The sequence below is a fragment of the Bifidobacterium sp. LH_413 genome, from assembly GCF_056357015.1.
Genome location: NZ_JBKEVK010000008.1, coordinates 45,990 through 66,964 on the forward strand (window position 1 = coordinate 45,990; position 20,975 = coordinate 66,964).

The 20,975-nt window shown below is 67.4% G+C and carries 16 protein-coding genes; 1 reads left to right on the plus strand and 15 read right to left on the minus strand.

Annotated features, from left to right (window positions below):
• Nucleotides 1-102: 102 nt before the first annotated feature.
• From pstS to AC1AYN_RS10055, 14 genes are all read right to left on the minus strand, one after another.
• Nucleotides 103-1,230 (minus strand): phosphate ABC transporter substrate-binding protein PstS, encoded by a 1,128-nt coding sequence (pstS, locus tag AC1AYN_RS09990; protein ID WP_476533085.1) that lies wholly within the window; start codon nt 1,228-1,230, stop codon nt 103-105.
• Between the two features lie 372 nt (nt 1,231-1,602).
• A complete protein-coding gene (locus AC1AYN_RS09995; RefSeq protein WP_476502838.1) occupies nt 1,603-2,310 on the minus strand; it encodes a response regulator transcription factor in 708 nt (235 codons plus the stop codon).
• 85 nt (nt 2,311-2,395) lie between these two features.
• Nucleotides 2,396-3,844 carry a sensor histidine kinase gene (locus tag AC1AYN_RS10000; protein ID WP_476533086.1) on the minus strand — a complete coding sequence of 483 codons (1,449 nt, stop codon included), beginning with the start codon at nt 3,842-3,844 and terminating at the stop codon, nt 2,396-2,398.
• A gap of 177 nt (nt 3,845-4,021) precedes the next feature.
• Nucleotides 4,022-4,768: a 5'-methylthioadenosine/S-adenosylhomocysteine nucleosidase gene (mtnN, locus tag AC1AYN_RS10005; RefSeq protein WP_476502840.1), complete on the minus strand. Its 747-nt coding sequence runs from the start codon at nt 4,766-4,768 to the stop codon at nt 4,022-4,024.
• A gap of 136 nt (nt 4,769-4,904) precedes the next feature.
• Nucleotides 4,905-6,224 (minus strand): MFS transporter, encoded by a 1,320-nt coding sequence (locus AC1AYN_RS10010; RefSeq protein ID WP_476533087.1) that lies wholly within the window; start codon nt 6,222-6,224, stop codon nt 4,905-4,907.
• A gap of 335 nt (nt 6,225-6,559) precedes the next feature.
• A complete protein-coding gene (locus AC1AYN_RS10015; protein WP_476502842.1) occupies nt 6,560-7,750 on the minus strand; it encodes a 3-deoxy-7-phosphoheptulonate synthase in 1,191 nt (396 codons plus the stop codon).
• A gap of 84 nt (nt 7,751-7,834) precedes the next feature.
• A complete protein-coding gene (locus AC1AYN_RS10020; RefSeq protein WP_476502843.1) occupies nt 7,835-8,968 on the minus strand; it encodes a 3-deoxy-7-phosphoheptulonate synthase in 1,134 nt (377 codons plus the stop codon).
• A gap of 605 nt (nt 8,969-9,573) precedes the next feature.
• Nucleotides 9,574-10,923: a C1 family peptidase gene (locus tag AC1AYN_RS10025; RefSeq protein WP_476533088.1), complete on the minus strand. Its 1,350-nt coding sequence runs from the start codon at nt 10,921-10,923 to the stop codon at nt 9,574-9,576.
• Between the two features lie 152 nt (nt 10,924-11,075).
• Nucleotides 11,076-12,530, minus strand: a complete 1,455-nt coding sequence (locus AC1AYN_RS10030) for a cell division protein (protein WP_476533089.1) — start codon at nt 12,528-12,530, stop codon at nt 11,076-11,078.
• A 196-nt stretch (nt 12,531-12,726) separates the two neighbouring features.
• Nucleotides 12,727-13,383: a pyroglutamyl-peptidase I gene (locus tag AC1AYN_RS10035; RefSeq protein WP_476502846.1), complete on the minus strand. Its 657-nt coding sequence runs from the start codon at nt 13,381-13,383 to the stop codon at nt 12,727-12,729.
• A gap of 79 nt (nt 13,384-13,462) precedes the next feature.
• Nucleotides 13,463-14,287: an IspD/TarI family cytidylyltransferase gene (locus tag AC1AYN_RS10040; protein ID WP_476533090.1), complete on the minus strand. Its 825-nt coding sequence runs from the start codon at nt 14,285-14,287 to the stop codon at nt 13,463-13,465.
• Between the two features lie 105 nt (nt 14,288-14,392).
• The gene (locus tag AC1AYN_RS10045; protein ID WP_476533091.1) at nt 14,393-15,445 is read right to left on the minus strand and encodes a purine nucleoside phosphorylase YfiH/LACC1 family protein; all 1,053 of its coding nucleotides are present in this window, start codon (nt 15,443-15,445) and stop codon (nt 14,393-14,395) included.
• Nucleotides 15,446-15,513: 68 nt separating this feature from the next.
• Nucleotides 15,514-17,145 carry a peptidase U32 family protein gene (locus AC1AYN_RS10050; protein ID WP_476533092.1) on the minus strand — a complete coding sequence of 544 codons (1,632 nt, stop codon included), beginning with the start codon at nt 17,143-17,145 and terminating at the stop codon, nt 15,514-15,516.
• Between the two features lie 58 nt (nt 17,146-17,203).
• Nucleotides 17,204-17,920, minus strand: coding sequence for a LysE/ArgO family amino acid transporter (locus AC1AYN_RS10055; RefSeq protein WP_476533093.1), 717 nt, complete (start codon nt 17,918-17,920; stop codon nt 17,204-17,206).
• 548 nt (nt 17,921-18,468) lie between these two features.
• Here AC1AYN_RS10055 and AC1AYN_RS10060 point away from each other — a divergent pair.
• Nucleotides 18,469-19,974 carry an aminotransferase-like domain-containing protein gene (locus AC1AYN_RS10060; protein ID WP_476533094.1) on the plus strand — a complete coding sequence of 502 codons (1,506 nt, stop codon included), beginning with the start codon at nt 18,469-18,471 and terminating at the stop codon, nt 19,972-19,974.
• A 9-nt stretch (nt 19,975-19,983) separates the two neighbouring features.
• Here AC1AYN_RS10060 and AC1AYN_RS10065 read toward each other — a convergent pair whose 3' ends face one another.
• On the minus strand, nt 19,984-20,847 hold the full coding sequence (locus AC1AYN_RS10065) for an aldo/keto reductase (protein WP_476533095.1): 864 nt from the start codon (nt 20,845-20,847) through the stop codon (nt 19,984-19,986).
• Nucleotides 20,848-20,975: the final 128 nt, after the last annotated feature.

Sequence of the window (20,975 nt, forward strand, 5' to 3'; positions counted from 1 at the left end):
GAGCCGCAGCCGTTCGCACGACTGCGGCTCACAGATTCGGTGTCTTCAATTAAGCTGTTCGGACCGTGCCGGGCCGCCCGTATGGACGACCCGGGAAGGTCATCACTTGGTCTTGATGGCCGCGATCGACTTCGTGATCTTCGCGGTCAGGCTGGACGGCAGCGGCGCGGAGCCGGCGGCGTCCTGGGCGGCCTTCTGGCCATCGGAGGAGGTGACGTAGGTGAGCCACGCCTTGGCGAACTCACCCTGCTTCGCGTCCTTGTAGGCCGGGCAGGCGATCATGTAGGACACGAGGACGATCGGGTAGGCGCCCTTGGCGGTGGTCTCGTGGTTGATCTTCACGACCACACGGTTGTCGCCCTTGGCGGAGGAGTCGAGCTCGGAATCCTCGATGACCTTGGAGCCGGCCTCGGCGGAGATCTCGTTGTAGGTGTCGCCGACCTTCACGGCGACGGTGCCGAGCTTGCCGACCTGGGAGAAGTCGGCGTAGCCGATGGTGCCGTCGGCCTGCTGCACGGTGGAGATCACGCCCGAGGTGCCCTTGGCGCCCTGGCCGACGGAGTTCGGCCAGTTCTCGGACAGGTCGTAGCTCCAGTCGTTCGGGGCGGCGTCCTTGAAGTAGGAGACGAAGTTCTGGGTGGTGCCGGACTTATCGGAGCGGTGCACGACGGTGATCGCGGTGTCGGGCAACTTCAGGTCCTTGTTCTGGTCGGCGATGGCCGGATCGTTCCACTTGGTGATCTTGCCGTCGAAGATCTTGGCGATGGTGGAGGCGTCGAGGTCGATGTGCTTGCCCGCGTCGGAGATGCCCTTGAGGTTGAAGACCACGGCGATCGGGGAGATGTACACCGGGACGTCGAAGGCGGTGCCGGAGGTGCACACGGTCTTGGACTGGGCGACCTCGTCGTCGGACAGGGCCTTGTCGGAGCCGGCCCACGCGGTGGCGCCGGTGAGGAAGGTGGAGACGCCAGCGCCGGAGCCGGACGGGTTGTAGGCGATCTTGGCGTCCGGGTTGGTGCCCTGGAAGGCGGCGGTCCAAGCCTCGACGGCGGCCTGCTGGGAGGAGGCGCCGGCGCCGGCGAAGTTGCCGGAGATGGGTTCGGACTTGGTGGTGGAATCGGAGCCACCGTTGGAAGTGGAGGCGGTGTTGTCGCCGCAGGCCGCAAGGCCGGCCAGCATCACGATGCCGGACAGGGCGGCAATGGAGCGAACGAGGATGTTCTTACGCATTGTTTCTTTTCCCTCTATCACTTGCAAGAGGCGATCCGGATGTGGTGTGGAGACGCATTCCGAACCGTCCGTCATTTCTTGACATCTTCAAGACTAGAGGGAACGACGGCTTTCACCGGCCGAAATCAGTGAACGGACGATGAACAATCCGCAATCAATGCCTACGTCGTTTTCGGGGACTTGCGCGTAGTTTGGCGCATGAGCCGGCCTCCTGCGATGAGGGGGCTCTCGGCGAAGCAGGGTGGGGAGAGAAGAGGAGACCCAATCGGGCCTTCCGGCCCTTCTCTCCCTCAGTCAGCCTCCGGCTGCCAGCTCCCTCGTCAGAGGGAGCCTGAATGAATCACGCGCAACCGCAGGTCACGCAACCGCAGGTCAGGCGGCCGGCTTGTCGATCTTGTAGCCGAGGCCGCGCACGGTGGTGAGGTACTTGGGGTGGCTCGGGTCCTCTTCGATCTTGGCGCGCACGCGCTTGACATGCACATCGAGCGTCTTGGTGTCGCCCACATAGTCGGAGCCCCAGATACGGTCGATGAGCTGGTGGCGGGTCATGACGCGGCCCTTGTTCTGCAGGAGGTATTCGAGCAGCTCGAACTCCTTGAGCGGGAAGAACACGTTCTCGCCGCGCACGGTGACCTGATGCTGGCCGACCTGCATCGAGATGTCGCCGCACACGAGCGGCAGGTCGTCGGCGCCGGAGCCGTCGCCCGATCCCGAGGGCTGCTGGTTGCGGCGCATGACGGCGCGGATGCGCGCGAGCAGCTCGCGGAACGAGTACGGCTTGGTCACATAGTCGTCGGCGCCGAGCTCGAGTCCGACGACCTTGTCGATCTCGGTGGATTTGGCGGTGAGCATGATGATCGGCACACGGCTCTGCTCGCGGATGCGGCGGCACAGCGCCGTGCCGTCGATGCCGGGGAGCATGAGGTCGAGCAGCACGAAGTCGATGCCGCCCTTGGTGAACAGTTCGAGCCCCTCCTCGCCGGTCGCGGCGGCGGAGACGTCGTATCCTTCCCGCGTAAGCTGGTACACCAGCGGTTCCCTGTAGGATTCCTCGTCTTCCACGATGAGAATGCGCGTCATGATCACCTTTCCCCTGTTTTGTTACGTGGACAATCCTAGTCGTTCGCCCACGGTTCATCCGCCTCCAATCTCGACTACGTAATAATTACGCGTCGTTTTCGGTGTGATTCCCAGTATCATGCGAATCATCAGTACCACCATCATCGCCGACTACGTTTTTCCGGGCGTCCGTTCCCCGATCATCCGCAACGTCCGCGGCATCGGCGACCCCGGCGGTGTCCGTAGCGTCCGTAGCGTCCGCACCGTCCGCGGCCGGACCGGCGAGCGGCGTCTGGTCCGCGTCGAGCGGCAGCTCGATCGTGAACGTGGACCCCTCCCCCTCATGCGACCACACGGACACGGTGCCGCCGCAGTCGGCGACGCAATGCTTGACGATGGCGAGGCCGAGACCGGTGCCGCCGGTCGCGCGCGAGCGCGCCGGATCGACCCGGTAGAAGCGCTCGAAGATGCGGTCGATGGATTCCGCCGGGATGCCGATGCCCTGGTCGATGACGCGGATGCGCACCTTGCCGTCGCGCGCGCCCACGGCGATGCGCACGGTCGTGTGTTCGGGCGAATAGTGGATCGCGTTCTCGACGAGGTTCTTCACGGCGGTGGTGATCGAGTCCTCGTCGCAGGAGACGATCGCGTCCCTCTCCCCCGGTCCGGGCGCGTCGGCCGGCACCTGCACGCCGTCATAGTGCAGTTCGAGCGCGATGTGGCGTCCGTCCGCCTGCACCTGGTTCTCGGCGATGGCCTTGCGCGCGACGGCGAGCACGCCGAGACGCTTCGGGTCGAGCACGCCGGCCGCGTCCTGCGCCTTCTGCAGGTCGATGAGACGGTGGACGAGTTCGGTCAGTCGCGTCGATTCCTTGGAGACGCGTCCGGCGAAGTAGCGCACGGCGTCCGGATCGTCGGCGGCGTCGCCGATCGTCTCGGCGAGCAGGGAGATGGCTCCGGCGGGCGTCTTCAGTTCGTGCGAGACGTTCGTCATGAAGTCGCGTCGCATCGCCTCGAACCGGCGCTGCTCGCTCATGTCGCTGATGAGAACCGCGTACAGGTCGTCGCCGATCGCGCTCACGCGCACCCTGAGATAGCGGATGTTCGACGGCATCGCCTTGCCCGCCTCGACGCCGCGCCCGGAATCGCCGTTCACGCCGGCGAGCGTGTGCACGCCCTCGACAGGCAGTTCGATCTCACGTTCGCGTGTCTTGCCGTCCGCGGCGACGCGCGCGAGGATGCCGAGCGCGTCGTCGTCCGAAAGATGACGCGACTCGTTCATCCCGAATTCGGCGGCGTCCTTCGTCATGTAGCGGACGATGCCTTCGCCGTCGACGAGAATCACCGCTTCGGGAATCGCCGCGACGAACGCCTCCTCCCGCGCACGCACCGACGGTTCGCCACCGAACAGCACGTCGTCGGGGTCGATCGGGGCGGCGACGTGCGGGCGCGACTCGCGCCCCACGCGCTCGCCCCGCTCCATGCCGTCGCGGTAGGCGGCGATCGCCGCGACGAGCGCGACGACGACCAGAACGAGCACCTGCCACCAGACCATGTTCCACCTCACTGACGGGAGGCCGGCGGCGCGCGACGGGACGTCGACGCGACGGCCGGCCGAAAACGTTTGCCCCTCCAGACTAGCGGGAGAACACGTAGGATTCACGCAGGACTACGTAAGTTCAGCGGATGTTCATTTTTTCCGGCGAAAAACGGACGTCCGCGGGACGTGGGCTCACATGCGCCTGAGGATGTCGACGGCGAGCGCGGCGGCGGTGTCCGCGTACTCGCTGATGTCGAACTCCTTGAAGACCTCGTAGTCGGTGTCCGCGTTGTCGGACAGGGCTCGGATGACGAGCGCGGGCACGTCGTTGCGCGCGGCGACCTGCGCGACCGCGGCTCCCTCCATCTCGACCGCGTCGGCGCCCGTGTCGTGGATGACGCGGCTCACCTGCTCGGGCGAGTCGACGAAGTAGTTGCCGGAGGCGATGATGCCGGTGATGTGCTTCGTGCCGGCCGCGTCGAGCGCCTCGTCGGCGATGTGGAGCAGGTGGTCGTCGGAATGGAATTCGGTGACGGGCTCGTCCGGCGTGCCGGGCTTCCACTGGCCGACAAGACGCATGTCGGTGTCGAGGAAGCGCAGCGTGCCGCCGAGCACGACGTCGTTGACGTGCAGTTCGCGGTTGAGGTTGCCGGCGATGCCGGAGAAGACGACGGCGTCCGGCGCGTACGTGCTGATGAGATGCTGCGTGGTCGCGGCGGCGGCGACGAGGCCCATGCCGCCCACGGTGGCGACGACGGCGAGCTCCTCGCCCTTGTTCGTGGCGATCGTGCCGCGCGTGACGTCGAGGCTCGCCGCATGGTCGTGCTCGACGTGCTCGAGGGCGGCGGCGATGAGCGCCACCTCCTCGTCCAGCGCGCCGATGATCGCGATGGTCCTGGTGGATGCCGCCGCGGCGGACGCGATATGCTTGCCGGTCATACGAAATCTCCCCTATGCTCGATGTGCGTTTCCGCAACCGAGCATAGGGGAGATTATGGTCAGACCTCTCTCCGCGCCCCCTTCAGGGGGAGCCGGCGGCGAAGCCGACTGAGGGGGTACCGCGGATCGGATGGACTCAGGCCTCGTAGTCCTTGTCCTTGCTCTCCTTGATGAGGAACAGGGCGACGAGCGCGAGGGCGGCCATGATGGCCATGTACCAGCCGACGGACACGACGGAGCCGGTCGACTGCACCAGGGCGGTGGCGATGGACGGGGCGAACGCGCCGCCGAGGATGGCCGCGAGGTTGTAGCTCAGGCCCGCGCCGGAGTAGCGCACGTTGGTCGGGAAGAGCTCCGGCAGGTAGGCGCCGCACGGTCCGAACAGGCAGCCCATGAGCGCGAAGCCGACGCACAGGAACACCATGACGGTGACGACGTTGTGCTGCAGCAGATGCATCGCGAACAGCGAGAAGACGAGCGTCAGGGCGGTGGTGGTGATGAGCACCTTCTTGCGGCCGATGCGGTCGGAGTAGATGCAGGAGATGAGGATGAAGACCGCGAAGAAGACCACGGAGGTCATCTGCATGGCGAGGTACTCGTTCTGCGTGAACGCCGGCTGCATGACCTTGACGCCGTAGCTCAGCGACCAGGTGCCGAGCACGTAGAACAGCGTGTAGGTGATGCCCATGGCGAAGGTGCCGAGAAGGACTTCCTTCCAGTACGGCACGAGCGAGCGCAGCGGGTGCTTGACGACGCGGTCGTTGGCGACGGCCTTGCGGAAGATCGGCGTCTCGGTCATGCGCAGACGCACATACAGGCCGATGGCGACGAGCACGGCGGAGCACAGGAACGGGACACGCCAGCCCCAGGCCTGCATCGTCTCCGGGCCGAGCGTGGAGTCGAGCAGCAGGTTCAGGCCGTAGGCGCAGAAGAAGCCGATCGGGGCGCCGAGGTTCGGGAACGAGCCGTACAGGGCGCGCTTGTGCGCCGGGGCGTTCTCGGTGGCGACGAGGGCGGCGCCGGACCATTCGCCGGCGAGGCCGACGCCCTGGCAGGCGCGGCAGATGCACAGGATGATGATGGCGAGCACGCCCAACTGGTCGTAGCTGGGCAGGCAGCCGACGAGGAACGTGGAGATGCCCATCGTCATCAGCGCGACGACGAGCGTGGTCTTGCGGCCGATCTTGTCGCCGAAGTGGCCGAACAGCATGGAGCCGAACGGGCGGGCGAGGAAGGACACGGCGAACGTGAGGAACGCGAGCATGGTGCCGATGGCCGGGTTGGCCTTGGTGGCGGCCGGGAAGAAGATCGCGCCGAAGTAGCTGGCGGACGCGATGGAATAGCAGTAGTTGTCGTAGAACTCGATGGCGGTACCCACCATCGACGCGGCGATGATCTCGGGAACGGAGTCCTTCTTCGCCGAGGTTGCCGTGGATGCGACTGCGGTTGCGGACATGATGTGATGTAACCCCTCTTGAATGAATCTCTCGGATTCATCCCCGCGGGCCATGCGCGGTATGCGTCGCGCCGCGGGGAATCGGCAGGGTGCGCGGAGCGCGGGCTGGCGGCTTGTGGCTGCAGCGGCGTCCGCACACCGCTGTGCTGCCTATTGGTCTACTCGCCGTCCGGACCCCGCGGTGAGACTGCTCACATTGTGGACCACGTTCCATGTATCCCGGCTCCCCTCGGCATCACCAAGCTTCGCTTCCCCTTGACATCGCCAAGGTTCGGCTCCCCTTGACAGGGGAGCTGGCGGCCGCAGGCCGACTGAGGGGTAGACCCCGCTCCCCCTCACCGCCAGCGGCGCGTGGCGACCGCTTCGGCGAGTTCGCGCAGCAGGGCCTCCGTATCCTCCCAGCTCAGGCACTTGTCGGTGATCGACTTGCCGTAGACGAGCTGGTCGAGCGGCGCGGCCGGCTGGTTGCCGCCTTCGATGAAGCTCTCCATCATCACACCGGTGATGCCCTGCTCCCCCGCGGCGATGCGCGCGGCGATCTCGCGCACCACCTGCGCCTGGCGATGCTCGTCCTTGCCGGAGTTGCCGTGCGAGCAGTCGACGATCACGCCGTGCGCGGCGGCGGAGTCGGCGGGCATGCGTTTGCGGATCGTCTCCAACGCGGCGGCGATGTCCTCGCGCGAGTAGTTCGGACCGGAGCTCGCGCCACGCAGCACGACGTGGCAGTCGGGATTGCCGAGCGTCTTGACGACGGCGGCGCGGCCCAGATGGTCGATGCCGAAGAACGTGTGCTGCTGCGCGGCCGCGAAGCACGAGTCGGACGCGGCCTTGACCGAGCCGTCGGTCGCGTTCTTGAAGCCGATCGGCATCGAAAGCCCGCTCGCGAGCTGGCGGTGCACCTGGCTTTCGGTGTTGCGCGCGCCGATCGCGCCCCAGCTGACCGCGTCGGCGATGAACTGCGGGCTGGTCGGCTCGAGGAATTCAGTGGCGGCGGCGAGGCCCTCGCCGAGCACGCCGAGCAGCGTCCTGCGCGCGAGCAGCAGGCCCTTGCGGATGTTGCACGAGCCGTCGATGTCCGGATCGTTGATGAGGCCCTTCCAGCCGACGGTGGTGCGCGGCTTCTCGAAGTACACGCGCATGACGATAAGCAGCTGGCCGTCGAGCTCGTCCTTGAGCTTGGCGAGACGACGCGCGTAGTCGAGCGCCGCCGCCGGATCGTGCACCGAGCACGGGCCGACGACGACGAGCAGACGGTCGTCCTGCCCGTACAGGCAGGCGCGGATCTCGTCACGCGAATAGGCGACGATCTCCTGTGCCTCGGGGCCGAGCGGCAGGTCGGCGAGTACCTGGGCCGGGGTGGGCAGCACCTCGAACTCCAGCACGCGCCGGTTCACGATGCGGCTGACGCCGACCTGGTCCTCCCAGCGCGGCACGTCCGTGGCGACGAGCGGGTTCTTGCCCGCGTCCATCGCCTCGCGGATGGCCTTCAGATCCTCCGGCTTGTTGAGTGGCTGCTGTTGCTGCATGACGATCGCTTCTCCCTTGGCTCACATATCCAGTGCCCAAGGATAGCGGATATCGCCCGCGGCGGGAGAGTGCGGCGGATGGGTTCAGCGGGAGGCGCGACGGGCGGCGACCGCGTCGGCGAGCGTATGCAGCAGCTCCTCGGTGCGGTCCCACGGCACGCAGGAGTCGGTCACCGACTGGCCGTAGACGAGCTGGTCGAGCGGCGCCGGCTTCTGATGGCCGGCGACGAGGAAGCTCTCCATCATCACGCCGAGGATGCCAGGTTCGCCTTCGGCGACGCGCTGCGCGATCTCCTCGACGACCTCGGCCTCGCGCACCTCGTCCTTGCCGCAGTTGCCGTGCGCCGCGTCGATGACGAGACCATGCTCGCTCGGGCCCGACGCCTTCGACTTCCTCAGGTCCTCCAGCGCCTGGGCGACGGACGCCTTGTCGTAGTTGGGGCCGTGGTTCGAGCCGCGCAACACGAGATGGCAGTCCGGGTTGCCCTTCGTCTCCGCCGAGATGACGCGGCCGTCCAGATTGATCGACAGGAAATGATGTTCGAACGCGGCCGCATAGCAGGAGTCGGCGGCCGGCTTGATCGAGCCGTCGGTCGCGTTCTTGAAGCCCACCGGCATCGACAGGCCGGAGGCGAGCTCGCGATGCACCTGAGATTCGGTGTTGCGCGCGCCGATCGCGCCCCAGCTGATCAGGTCGCAGATGTACTGCGGGGTGATCGGGTCCAGCCATTCGGTCGCGGTGGGAAGGCCCAGGTTGAGCACGTCGGTGAGCACCTTGCGTGCCAGCCACATGCCCTTGCGGATGTTGAACCGGCCGTCGAGGTCCGGGTCGTTGATGAGGCCCTTCCAGCCGATCGTGGTGCGCGGCTTCTCGAAGTACACGCGCATGACGATGAGCAGGCGGTCGTTGAGCTCGCGGTTCACGGCGGCGAGCTTCTCCGCGTACTCGTGCGCGGCCTTCGGATCGTGGATCGAGCAAGGGCCGACGATGACGAGCAGACGGTCGTCGCGGCCGTGCAGGACGTCGCGGATCTGCTGGCGGGAGGTGAGCACCAGCTCGCTCATCTCGTCGGTGAGCGGCAGCTCCCTCAGGAACGCGCGCGGCGCGGGAATCGGGTCGAGCTGGCGGATGTTGACGTCGACGGTCTCGGGAAAGACGGCCTGCTCCCCCAAACGACGCGCGTCCTCGGAACTGTCCGGACCACGAAGTGCTGCCATGCCGACTCTCCTTTCTTGACCATGAGTCATTCGATATATGCGCATGCGACATGCGATGCGCGATACGCGCCGCACCGTGCGGCGACCACTTCACTGTAGTGTGCCGTGCCCGAAATGCGAAACCGGCCGGCCGTTTCGTGGAACGGCCGGCCGGAATCGGCGGGTTATCGGGCTCCCCCTGACGGGACCTCGCCGTGAAGCGAACGCCGGAGGCGTTTGTAGGCGATGTGCGAGCCGACAGGCGAGCTGATGTGAGGCCAGCTGCCATCGCCTCCCTCTGACGAGGGAGGTGTCATCGCGAAGCGATGACGGAGGGAGAGAGGAAGAGCGGCCGCAGGCCGCGGGAAAATCGCATCGGCCGAAGGCCGATTCCGTTCTTCTGCGGCCTGCGGCCGCGGTCTCTCCCCCACCCGGCTCCGCCGGGAGCCCCCTCGTCAGAGGGGGCCGAGTTTCTCACGCGAGTGCGCCCTGCAATTATTGACTGCCTTCGGCAGACTCAGATCTGCCTTCGCCGTTCCCCGCGGTCTCACGACCGCGGGCCATGCCTACGAACAGCCCACCGGGCTGTTCGCTATACGGCATGTCGGCTCAGGCGCGCTTGCCTTTCAGGCAAGCGCGCCCATCGGATCCCATGCGGGCAGGGAGATGGCGTCTTCTTCGAGGGCCTTGAGGTACTCCTCGGGGAGGAGCGCCTTGGGGACGGCGACCTCATAGACGTACTCGGTGAACCAATCGTCGCTCATCGTGAAGTAGCCCTTGTCGGCGATCTTCGTGCCCCAGGAGTTCTCGATGCGCCAGCGGCGGGTGGCGCCGTCCTCGGCGACGTCCACGCCGGCGAACGCCATCGCGTGATTCATCGCGGAGTCGGCGAAGCGCACGCGCTCCTCCTTGTCGAGGTCGAAGTCGAAGTCGTAGATCGAACCGTACTCGAACAGGTCGGTGGCCCACGCGCCGGACTCGCGGTCCATGAACGGGTGGCAGTCGGCGCCGAACCACACCGGGATGCCCTGCTCGACGAGGATCTTCTTCACGCAGTCCTTCATGAACTGGTTCGGCACGTTGAGGTATTCGGTGGCGTCGCCGCCGGCCACGTTGCCGAGGTGCTCGATGGCGATCTTGCGGCCCTTCGGGTGCTCCTTGCGCGGATCGTCGACGAGGCAGACGTAGCTCTCCAGATCGGCGGAGCCCACGTACTTCTTCCAGAACTCCTGCGGCGTGATCTCGCCGTCGCGGTGGAACTCGCCGTCGGCGTCGGTCCACTCCCAATCGAAGGAGACCGGCGGCTCGCCCAGGTGGATGGTGAGGATGCGGTGGCCGGCGGCGCGGGCCTCGGTGATGACCTCGTCGATGCGGGCGTCCTCGCCGGCGGCCTCGGCGGCGAACATGCGGGCGACGGCGGTGTGCAGCATGTGGCGCAGCTGCGTGTTCATCGCGCCCGTGTTCTTCGAGGAGGCGGTCTCCGGGTAGAGGTCCTTCGGCACGGCGCCGTACTTCTTGTAGACGTTCATCGCCATCGTCCACTGGCCGCCGTCGCCCATCACGTCGGCGAGCAGGTGCTGGACGAGACGGGAGTCGGCGGGCTCGCCGGCGCGAACGAGGGCGGCCACGTCCTGCAGGAAGTAGTTGACGCGCTCGAGCTTGTCGTAGTACATCGCGTAGTTCTGGGAGAACTCGAACTCCTTGACGTTCAGGTTCTTCTTCGCGACGAAGCGGGCCACGTTCAGGGAGCTGAACAGCCAGCAGCGGCCGGAGCGGTCCTGGTGGGTGGCCTCGCCGTTGTCCACGACGGTGGAGAAGCGGCGCTGCAGCAGGCGCGCGCGATCGTAGTTCTTGGCAACGGTGTCGATGCCGGCGGCGGTCACCGCGTTCATCGCCATACGGTTGGTGCCGTCGGCGTCGAACTCCTCACGCAGGGTGTCCAACGCGTCGGTGCTCAACGGCTGCAGTTCAGTCATGTCCGATTATCTCCTTGATTTCCTTGTGGGCGGATAACAACCGGGACCAGCTTACTCGACGTATGGCGATGACGGAAACACGGGAGCCCCTGCATGCCGACCCGTCCCGGTCGGCATGCAGGGGCTCCTATCGCCGTCTGCTATTACTGCAGCTACTGCTGCTGCTGCTCGGCGCCCTGCGCGTCCTGCGCGGCCGGCTGCTGCTGGTCGCCGGCGTCGCCGTCGGTGATCTCCGGGATGTCGTCGACCTCATCGGCACCGGCGGCGTTCCCGGCCGGGGCGTCGGCGGGCGCGGCGTCGCCGTCGGCCACGGCGTTGTTCACCGGCACGTCCGGAGCGGCGGCCTGGTCGTTGAGGAATCCGGAGAACACGTTGGTGAACATGGAGCGCAGCTCGGTGACGCGCTGCGTGATCTGCGCCTCGCGCTGCTGCAGCTCCTTGATGTTCTTCTTGAGGCCGTCGAGCTCGACCTGCGCGGCGGTGCGGCGCTCCTCGATTTGGGTCTCGGCCTCCTCGCCGGCCTTCTTGAGGATGGCGGCGGCCTGGGCGTCCGCGTCGGAACGCTTGGCGGCGGCGTAGGAGTCGGCCTCCTCGCGCACGGTCTTGGCCTGGCTGATGAGCTTGTCGGCCTCGTCCTTGGCGGCGGTGCGGCGCTCCTCGAGGCTGTCGAGCAGCTCGCTGACCTTCTTGGTGGCCTCCTCCTGCTGGGCGGCGATGTCGGTGCGGATCTGCTCGACCTCGGCGTTCACCTGGCTCATGGTCTTCGTGCGGTGCACTTCGGCGTCGTCGGTGATCTCCTGCGCCTTCGACTTGGCCTCGTCGGTGATCTCGCCGGCCTTGCGCTGGGCGTCGGTCATCATCTTGGAGACCTGTTCGCGCACGTCGGCGAGCTTCTTGTTCGCCTCGGCGAGCGCCGCCTCGATCTGGTCGTTCGCCTCGGACTTGAGGCGGGAGAGCTCCTCGTTGGTGCTCTTGCGCTGGGCGGCGATCTGCGCGGTGGCGGTGGCCTTGAGGTCCGACAGCTCGCGCTCCTGCGAGGCGCGCTCGGAGGCGAGCTTCTTGTTGTGCTCCTCGCGGGAGTTGCGCAGTTCGAGCTCGACGGTCTGGCGCTGTTCGGTGACGTTCTTCGCGGTCTCGGCACGCAGCTGGGCGACGTCGTTGCGGGCGGTGGTGGTGATGGTCTCAGCCTCGTTGTTGGCCTGGTCGAGGATCGAGGAGGCCTTCTGGTTGGCGTCGCCGACGATGTGCTGGGCGTCGAGCTTGGCGTTGTTGATGAGCGTCTGGGCCTGGGCCTGGGCGGCCTTGCGCGTGGTGGAGGCGTCGGCCTTGGCGCGTTCGAGCAGTTCGGAGCAGGTCTGTTCGGCGGAGGCGAGCATCTGCTGCGCGTTGGCGCCGAGCGAGGCGAAGCTGTTCTTGGTGGGCTTGCGCTTCTTCTCCTCCTCCAGCTGCGCCTGCAGCTGCAGGATGCGGTCGTCGTCGGCCGCGATCTGCTCGCGCATGCCGGCGAGGGTGCGCTGCGCCTGACGCACGCGCTCCTGCGCGGCGGCGAAGGCCTCGTCCACCTTGTCCTTGTCGTAACCCCTCAACACGATCGGGAACTGATCCATGTCTGATCCTTTCGGCTCCATCACGTCGCTCTACCCTTGCCCTACGGGCATATCGAGCAAAATCGTATCCCATCGCGGCTGGGAACAGGCTGAACACGTCCGTAATGCACACAGCATCATCCATTTTCGTTCGATGCCGGCGCGTCACGCAACCGCGCACGTCACGCACGTCACGCGCGCACGCACCATGCGCGCGTCACGCGATGAGGATCTCCTTGGAACTGGGCCGGCGATAGTAGCGCACCGTCTCGCGCACCACGTCGCCGCCGGCGGCGACGAGCTGGCGCAACGGCAGGCCATGCTGCGGGTGGGGCGACTCGTTGACGAGCGGGAAGCTCACGAATCCGGCGAGCACGCGCTCCTGCCCGTGCGCCCAGTTGAGCAGGTTGTAGAACAGCGAATTGCACACGAACGTGCCAGCGTCGGAGCTCAGCGTCGCGGGGATGCCGTCGTGCGCGAAATCGGCGATGATCGCGCGCAGCGGCAGTCGCGTCCAGTAGGCGGCGGGACCGTCCGGATCGATCGGCCTGCGCCGCGGCGCCACGTTGTCGGCGTCCGGCTTGGCGGCGTCCATGAGATTGGTCGCGCAACGCTCCATCATCACGCCGCGTGCCGCGTGCTTGAGCCCGGTGGCGATGACGATGTTCGGCTTCGCCTCCTCGATGGCGGCGAGCAGCGTGGGCCACGCCTTGGCGAAGCTGACGGGCAGGCTCACCGCGCGGATGCTGAGTTCCACGTCGTCGAGCCCGTCGACGCCGCGTTCGGCGAGCAGTTTCGGCACCTCGTAGGACGGGTTGACGCGGACGTCGTCATAGTGGTCGAAGCCGGAGATCACGACACTGAGCTGTTGCATGGCACCCAGTGTACCCGTCCGCGGCCGGCCGGTCGCGCACGCGCACCGCCGCCGCGACGCCGCGACGCGCGACGCGCGCTCAGCGGCGGTGCATCTGGGCGGCGGCGCCGGCGAACATGGCGTGCATGCGCGCCTTCGCCTCCTCGCGCGTCATGTGGTGCGTGAGGTCGGCGGCGATGCGCTCGGCGACGGGGATGTCGGCGAGCGTCGTGATCTTGAGGTTCGTCTCGCTGCCGGCGACGATCGCGACCGGCTCGTCGGGCATGTAGTCGACGACGACGCGCGTGTCGTCGGTCGGGTGGAAGTCCGGGTCGGCGGCGGCCAGCTCGTAGGCGTGGCGGATCGTCGCGAAACGGAACGACTGCGGCGTCTGCGCGCGGTACGTGTCCGGACGGTCCGGCACGCTCGCGACGACCTTGCGGTCGCCGAGGTCGCGCGTGAGCAGCACGGTGTCGGTGGACGCGAACGCGACGGTCGCGGCGCGGAACTCGTCGAGCGCGTCGATCGAGCCGTCGATCGACTCCTGCGAGACGAACGGGCGCACCGCGTCGTGGATGAGGATCTTCGCCTCGTCGGGGATGCCGGCCGCGGCGAGCATGTCGAGCGCGGCGGCCGTGCTGTCGACACGCTCCTCGCCGCCGTCGATGACGACGCGCACCTTGCCGTAGGCGGCCTCGCCGATGAGCCGCTCCACCTCGTCGCGCACCTTCGGGTTGACGACGACGACGATATCGGTGACGCGCGCGCACCGCTCGAACGCCTCGATGCTCCAGCACACGATCGGCTTGCCGCCGACGGAGACGAGCTGCTTGGGGTTGTCGGGGTCGAATCGCGTGCCGAATCCGGCGGCGAGCACCACCGCCACGACGGGCGCGGACTGGTTCATGTTCTCTCTTACGGTCATAATGCCTCCACCGTAGAACGCGCCCCGGCACGGTGACGGAAATCACACGCGCATCTGCACGGAATATCCGCCGGACGCGGGGCGAGCGTTATGCGGGGCGACGTCTCAGTGGCGCACGATGAGCGCGAGGAGACGGCCCTCATGACGCTTGCCGGCCTTCGCGGCGCGGCGATGCGAGTACCACAGCGGATTCTCGAGCGTGCACATGCTGTGGCGGATGGCCGCGATGCGCGCGGACAACTCGGCCGGGCCCTCGCCGTCGGTGCGGCACAGTTCGGCGAGTTCGGCGTCCTCCTCCAGGTATTCGGTGGCGGCGTGGATGCGCGGCATCGAATCGACGATGCGGTGCACGCCGGCGAACGCGAGGTCGATGCGCGCGGCCTCGGCGATGTCGATGCCGGCGCCGCCGAAGCGCGTCTCGGTCTTGGTGAGCGGGAAGCGCTTGACGAACGTGTCGGCGATCTCGTCGCCCACCTCGTAGCAGTCGCCGCAGATGCACGGGCCGAGCGTGGCGACGATGTTCTCCGGTTTCGCGCCCTTGGCGGCCATCAGGTCGACGGTCGACTGGATGACGCCGCGTTCGAGGCCGCGACGGCCGCAGTGGGCGGCGCCGATCACGCCGCTCACGGGGTCGGCGAACAGCACGGGCAGGCAGTCGGCGGCGAACATGCCGAGCGCGACGCCGGTCTGTGCGGTGACCTGGCCGTCGGCCTCGACGACGTGCGGCGCGGCATCGGCCGCCTCGGCGGTAGGCTCGGTCGGCGTGGTCGGTTCGGTCGGCTCGCCGGTCGCCTCGGCGGCGGCCGCGCCGGTGCGCGTGCCGGAGACGTCGAAGCCGAACGGCGTGTTGATCTCGAACGCCTCGTCCACGTCGACGGCCTTGCCGGAGTGGACCTGCGAGACGAGCGAGAGGCGCGCGCCGACCGCCTCGGCGAGCGCGATGCGGTTCGACAGGACGGCCTCCGGGTCGTCGCCGGACTTGCCGCCCAGGTTGAGATTGCCGAAGTCGCCGGTCGACAGGCCTCCGAGACGCGTCGTGTAGACGACGGTCACGCCGGGCGCGAGCGCGATCGGAATGGTGACGGGGATCGGGCGGCCCGCCTTGTCGGTGGAGCTGATCTGGTTCGAGTCGAGGATCGTCTCGTCGATTTCACTCATGATTCTTGTTCCTTACGTTGTCTTTGCGCCCCCTTTCAGGGGGAGCTGTCGCAAAGCGACTGAGGGGGTCATTCAGCCTTCAGTGTGGGCTTCTTCGTGCGCGAGCGGATGGCCGCGTTCTCGGGCACCTCGTGTGGGCAGGGCAGCGAGAACACGTGCGCCGGGTTGTTGATCGCGGCGACCGGCACGCCGTCCGCGTCCTCAAGTCCGCTGCCGGGCACCGTGTAGGCGAGCGGCTTCTCGCCGGGCAGCAGGAATTCGACCTCCTGGCCGGGTTCGATCTTGTTGCGGCTCATGATGGTCACGCGGCCGCCGCGTTCCGGGCTCCACGAGAGCACTTCGCCGACGACCATCCACGCGCGGAAGTAGGCGGAGCGGTTGGTGTTCTGCGTCACCTTGTGCTCGGGATAGTAGAAGCCGGTGGAGTAGTCGCGGTGGGCGACCTTGTCGGGTTCGTCGAGCAGCCAGCCGGGCAGTTCGACGTGCGGCGCGGGACGGCATTTCGCGTGATGCCAGCCTTCCGGCAGCACCTCCTCGCGCGTGTTCGACTTGCGGCGCGCGGAGCGGGCCTTGTAGCTCAGCTGGTCGAGCTGCGCGCCGCCGGCGGAGCGTGCGGCCGCGTCCTCGGTCTTCGCCGGGGCGGCCGTGCCTGCCGCCGGGGCGGCGGTTTCGGCGTCGCCTTCGGCCGGCGGCTCGCCGGGCACGCCGGCGAACGCGCGGTCGGCGTTCCTCTCGATTGTGTCGTCGGCGACGTCCGCGAAATCGGGGTCGTCGGGGCGGATCACGCGGTCGCGGAACGGCTTGAGCACGGTGCCGTCCGCGGTTTCGAAGCCGCGCTGGACCATGTATGCGTCGACGGCGGTCTTGTACGCGTTGGTCATCGCGGCGATGTAGTACGCGGATTTCGAGCGGCCTTCGATCTTGAGGCTCGTCGCGCCGGAGTCGATGAGATCGTCGATGTGGTCGAGCATGCACATGTCCTGCGAGTTGAACAGGTATGCGCCCTCTTCGGTCTGTTCGATCGGGAAGTACTGTCCGGGGCGCTTCTCCTCGACGATCGAGTACTTCCAGCGGCAGGGCTGCGCGCACTCGCCGTGGTTGCCGTCGCGGCCGGTCAGGTAGTTGGAGAACAGACAGCGGCCGGAGAACGCCATGCACATCGCGCCGTGCACGAAACATTCGATGTCCATGTCGTCGGGGATGCGCGCGCGGATGTCGCGCACGGCCTGCAGGTCCATCTCGCGGGCGAGCACGACGCGGCGAGCGCCGAACTCGTAGAGCGCCTGCGCGGCGCCGTAGTTGGTGACGCCGGCCTGGGTGGAGACGTGCAGCTCGACGTCGGGGGCGATCTGGTGGGCCATCATCATCACGCCGATGTCGGTGACGATCATCGCGTCGATGCCGGTGTCCTTCAACTGGCCGATGTAGTCGCGCATCGCCTCGACCTCGGCGTTGCGGGGCAGCACGTTGAGCGTCACGTAGACGCGGCTGCCGCGTTCGTGCGCGTAGCGAGCGCCCTCCTCGAAGTCCTCGAGGCTGAGGTTCCTGGGGGCGCTGCGCATGCCGAACGCCTTGCCGCCGCAGTAGACGGCGTCCGCGCCGTAGTCGACGGCGGTCTTGAGTCCGCGCAGGTTGCCGGCCGGGGCGAGCACTTCGGGCTTGCGGCGCATGCGCAGGGGGTTGTTGCCATTCGTATTCATCACCCCAACAGTGTAGCGGCCCGCTGGGAGACGGATCGGGGCGGACGCGAGGGCGGCGTCAGAGGACGGCGAGGGCGAAGTCGACGAGAAGTTTGACGCCATAGAGGGCGATGACGCCGCCGCACACGCGGTTGAGGATATCGATGATCTTCGGGCTGAACTTGTGGGCGAACGCGTTGACGACGAGCGTGACGCCGAGGAACCACAGCACGGAGGCGGTCTCCACGCCGGTGATGAACGGGGTGGTCTGGCCGGCGTGCAGCGTGGCGGCGAACGCGCCGAGCATCAGCGTGCCGTCGATGATGGCCTGCGGGTTGAACCAGGTGACCGCGCAGGCGGTGCCGATCGTGTCGATGAGTCCGCGTGCGCCGAGATGGGCGGCTGGACGTGCCGCGGACCGGGACGCGGCCGGATCGTCCGTGGCGGGACCGTCCCCGCCCGCTTCGCGGGAGCTCCCGCCGGCGGGAGCGGAGACGGCGGTGCGTTCGGTAGTGCGACGCTTGGGGAGGACGAGGCCGAGGCCGATGCGGATGACGACGAGCCCGCCGAGACCGAGCACGATGTTCTCCAGCCACGGGTGCGCCTGCATGAGCGCGCCCACGCCGAAGAAACAGGACAGGCTCAGCGCCATGTCGAAGCAGATGACGATGAGCGCGGTGACGAGCGCGTTGCGGCGCGTGCGCGTCAACGCCGAATTGATGACGAACAGGTTCTGCATGCCGATCGGCGCGATGTACGCCAATCCCATCGTGAGCCCTTGAATATACAGTCCCATCCTCGCTCCTCGTTCCCTCGGCCGGCACCCGCGTCACGCGCGGTTCCACCCGTCCCTCGGCTCCCCTTGTCAGGGAGCCAGTGGCCGGTACCCGCATTACGCACGGTTCCACCCGTTTCTCGGCTCCCCCTGTCAGGGGAGCTGGCGGCCGCAGGCCGTCTGAGGGGTAGTCACGGCAGCCCCTCAACCGGCTTTTTGGTTTTGGCTGGGCAATCCACACCCAGCCAAAACCAGCCAAACACAGTTCAGCCAACCAGCCATAGGCGAATCACATGCCATGCAATCCGCACCATTCCAATGCCGTTGCCATATCCTACGCAACCGATTACACTTGGCAACCAGCCAAGGCAAGCATTTACCACCCAACCAAACACCCCCTCAGCCGGCCTGCGGCCGCCAGCTCCCCCTGAAGGGGGCGCGGAATCCACCTCCCCCACCGGCCCACGGCCGGGGTCTCTCCCTCCGTCATCGCTGCGCGATGCCACCTCCCTCGTCAGAGGGAGGCAAGGAGGAACATCCACACCCGACAAGCCACCAAGGAGCCGCATATGCCGCGTACCACGCCGCTCGACATCGACTGGGCCCCGGACCGCACGAGTCCCACGCCCGTCACCGAGCAGATCGTCGACTACATGTGCGGGCGCATCGCCTCCGGCGCGTGGCCGATCGGCGCGAGGCTGCCCAGTCAGCGCGCGTTGGCCGAATCGTTCGGTGTGAACCGGTCCACCATCATCGCGGCCGTCCAGGAACTCGCCGACTACGGCATCGTCGAAGGCAGGCACGGGGCCGGCACGCGCATCGCGAGCAACACGTGGTCGCTGATGCTGCCCGGCGCGCCCGACTGGGCGGACTACGTCTCATCCGGATTCTTCAAGGCGAACAACGCGACCATCCAGACCATCAACCGGCTCGAATTCGACCGCACGAAGACGCGCCTGGGCACCGGTGAGATCGACCCACGGCTCTTCCCGCGCGACATGTGGCGGCACGTGGCCGGCGAGGCGGCCGCCGAGATCGACGCGCTCGGCTACCCGCCGCCGGAGGGTCTGGACGTGCTGCGGGAGGCGATCGCCGCGCACATGCGCGACTGGGGCGTCGACTGCAGCCCCGGACAGGTGCTCGTCTCCTCGGGAGCATTGCAGGGATTGCAGATGATCTCGGTGAGCCTGCTGTCCGCCGGATCGACCGTCTACGCGGAGGCGCCGAGCTACATCAAGTCGCTGCAGGTGTTCCAGTCGGCGGGCATGCGGCTCGCCGGCATGTCGATGGACGGCGACGGTCTCGACGTGGACGCGCTGGACGGACTGTTGTCCGCCGCGACGGAGACGGATGCGCCAGCCGGACCTCAGCGGATGGCGAAACGCGACGAGCGCGCCGGCGACGCCGTCCTCTATACGATTCCCACGAACCACAATCCGACCGGCGTGACGATGCCCGAGGAGCGCCGACGCGCGCTTATCGACGCGTGCGTGGCGCATCGGCTGCCGATCATCGAGGATTGCGCGTATCAGGATCTCGTCTTCGAAGGGTCCACGCCGCGCGCGCTCAAATCCTATGACGGGACGGGCATGGTGATCACGCTGGGCAGCGCGTCGAAATCGCTCGCGCCGGGATTGCGCATCGGATGGATCGTGGCCGACGAGCGGATCGTGCACCGGCTCGCGGACGTGAAGATGCAGATGGATTACGGCGCGAGCACGCTCAGCCAATGGGTGTTCGCACGGTTCCTGACAAGCGGACTGTACACGGAGTATCTGGGGCGTCTGCGCGCCGAACTGCGCCGCCGGCGCGACGCGGCGCTGGAGACGCTGGAACGGCTGTTCGCCGGGCGCGCGCATTGGAACGTGCCGCACGGCGGGTTCTACATCTGGCTCACGTTCGATGAGCCGGTGCGCATGGGACGGCTGTTCCAGCAGGCCGCCGAGCGCGGCGTGCTGCTCAATCCGGGCGACATCTACGATTTCGAGGGCGACAACGCCCTGCGCCTGAGCTACGCCTACACCACCCCGGAGGAGTTCGCCGGGGCGGCGCAGGTGTTGGCCGGATTGGTGTGAGGCCGGGAATCAGCCGAGCTTGGCCATCTCGTCCGGAGTGAGTTCGAGCTGGTCGGCCTTGAGGGAGTCGAGGATCGTCTCGGGGCGGTGGGCACCGGGGATGACGAACATGTGGTCGCCCTTGGCGAGCTCCCACGCGAGCGTGACCTGCTGGTAGCTCACGCCGTGCGCGGCCGCGACCTCGCGGAACGGGTCGAACTTGGATTCGTCGTACGGGTGGCGGTAGCCGCCGAGCGGACTCCAGCACACGAACGCGAGGCCCAGCTTCGCGCAGTAGTCGAGCGTGTCCTGCGTCTCCAGGTGGATCGGCGAGTACTGGTTCTGCACGGCGACGAGCTTGTCGCCGAGGATCGAGCGTGCGATGTCGATCTGTTCGATCGACGCGTTGGACACGCCTGCCACGCAGGCCACGCCTTCGTCGACGAGCTGCTTGAGAGCCTCGATGGACTCGTTGTACGGCACCTCCGGATCGTGGCGGTGCAGGTAGAGCAGGTCGATGGTGTCGACGCCGAGCGCCATCGCCGATTGCTTGCCATACTCGATGAGATGCTCCGGCCTGCCGTCGCGCGGCCAGACCGGCTTGTCGCCCTCCCATGCGCGGCGCAGACCGATCTTCGTGGCGACGGTCACCTCGCTCTTCGGCCCCTTCCACGTGGCGAGCGCCTCGCGCACGAGCTTTTCGCCGGTCTGCTCCTCCTCGCCGGGCGTGTAGTAGGCCCACGCGGTGTCGATGTGGCGGCAGCCGGCGTCGAGCGAAGCGTGCAGTGTCTCGATGCCGACCTCGTGCCCGCGATTGTTCTCGATGGTCAGCGGCATCTCGCCGTGGCCGATCGCGGTGGTGGAGAATGGTCCCAGATTGCGGTACAGCGCCATGGTGCGCTCCTTCCTTGCGTTCCCGTCTTGGCTGGTCGTCGTCGCGCCCGTCACGCCCACGTTCTCGCGTTGGCCGTGAGGCGGCGGACGCGCGTCATGCCGGTTCCAGCGTAGGCATCCGCGTGGAT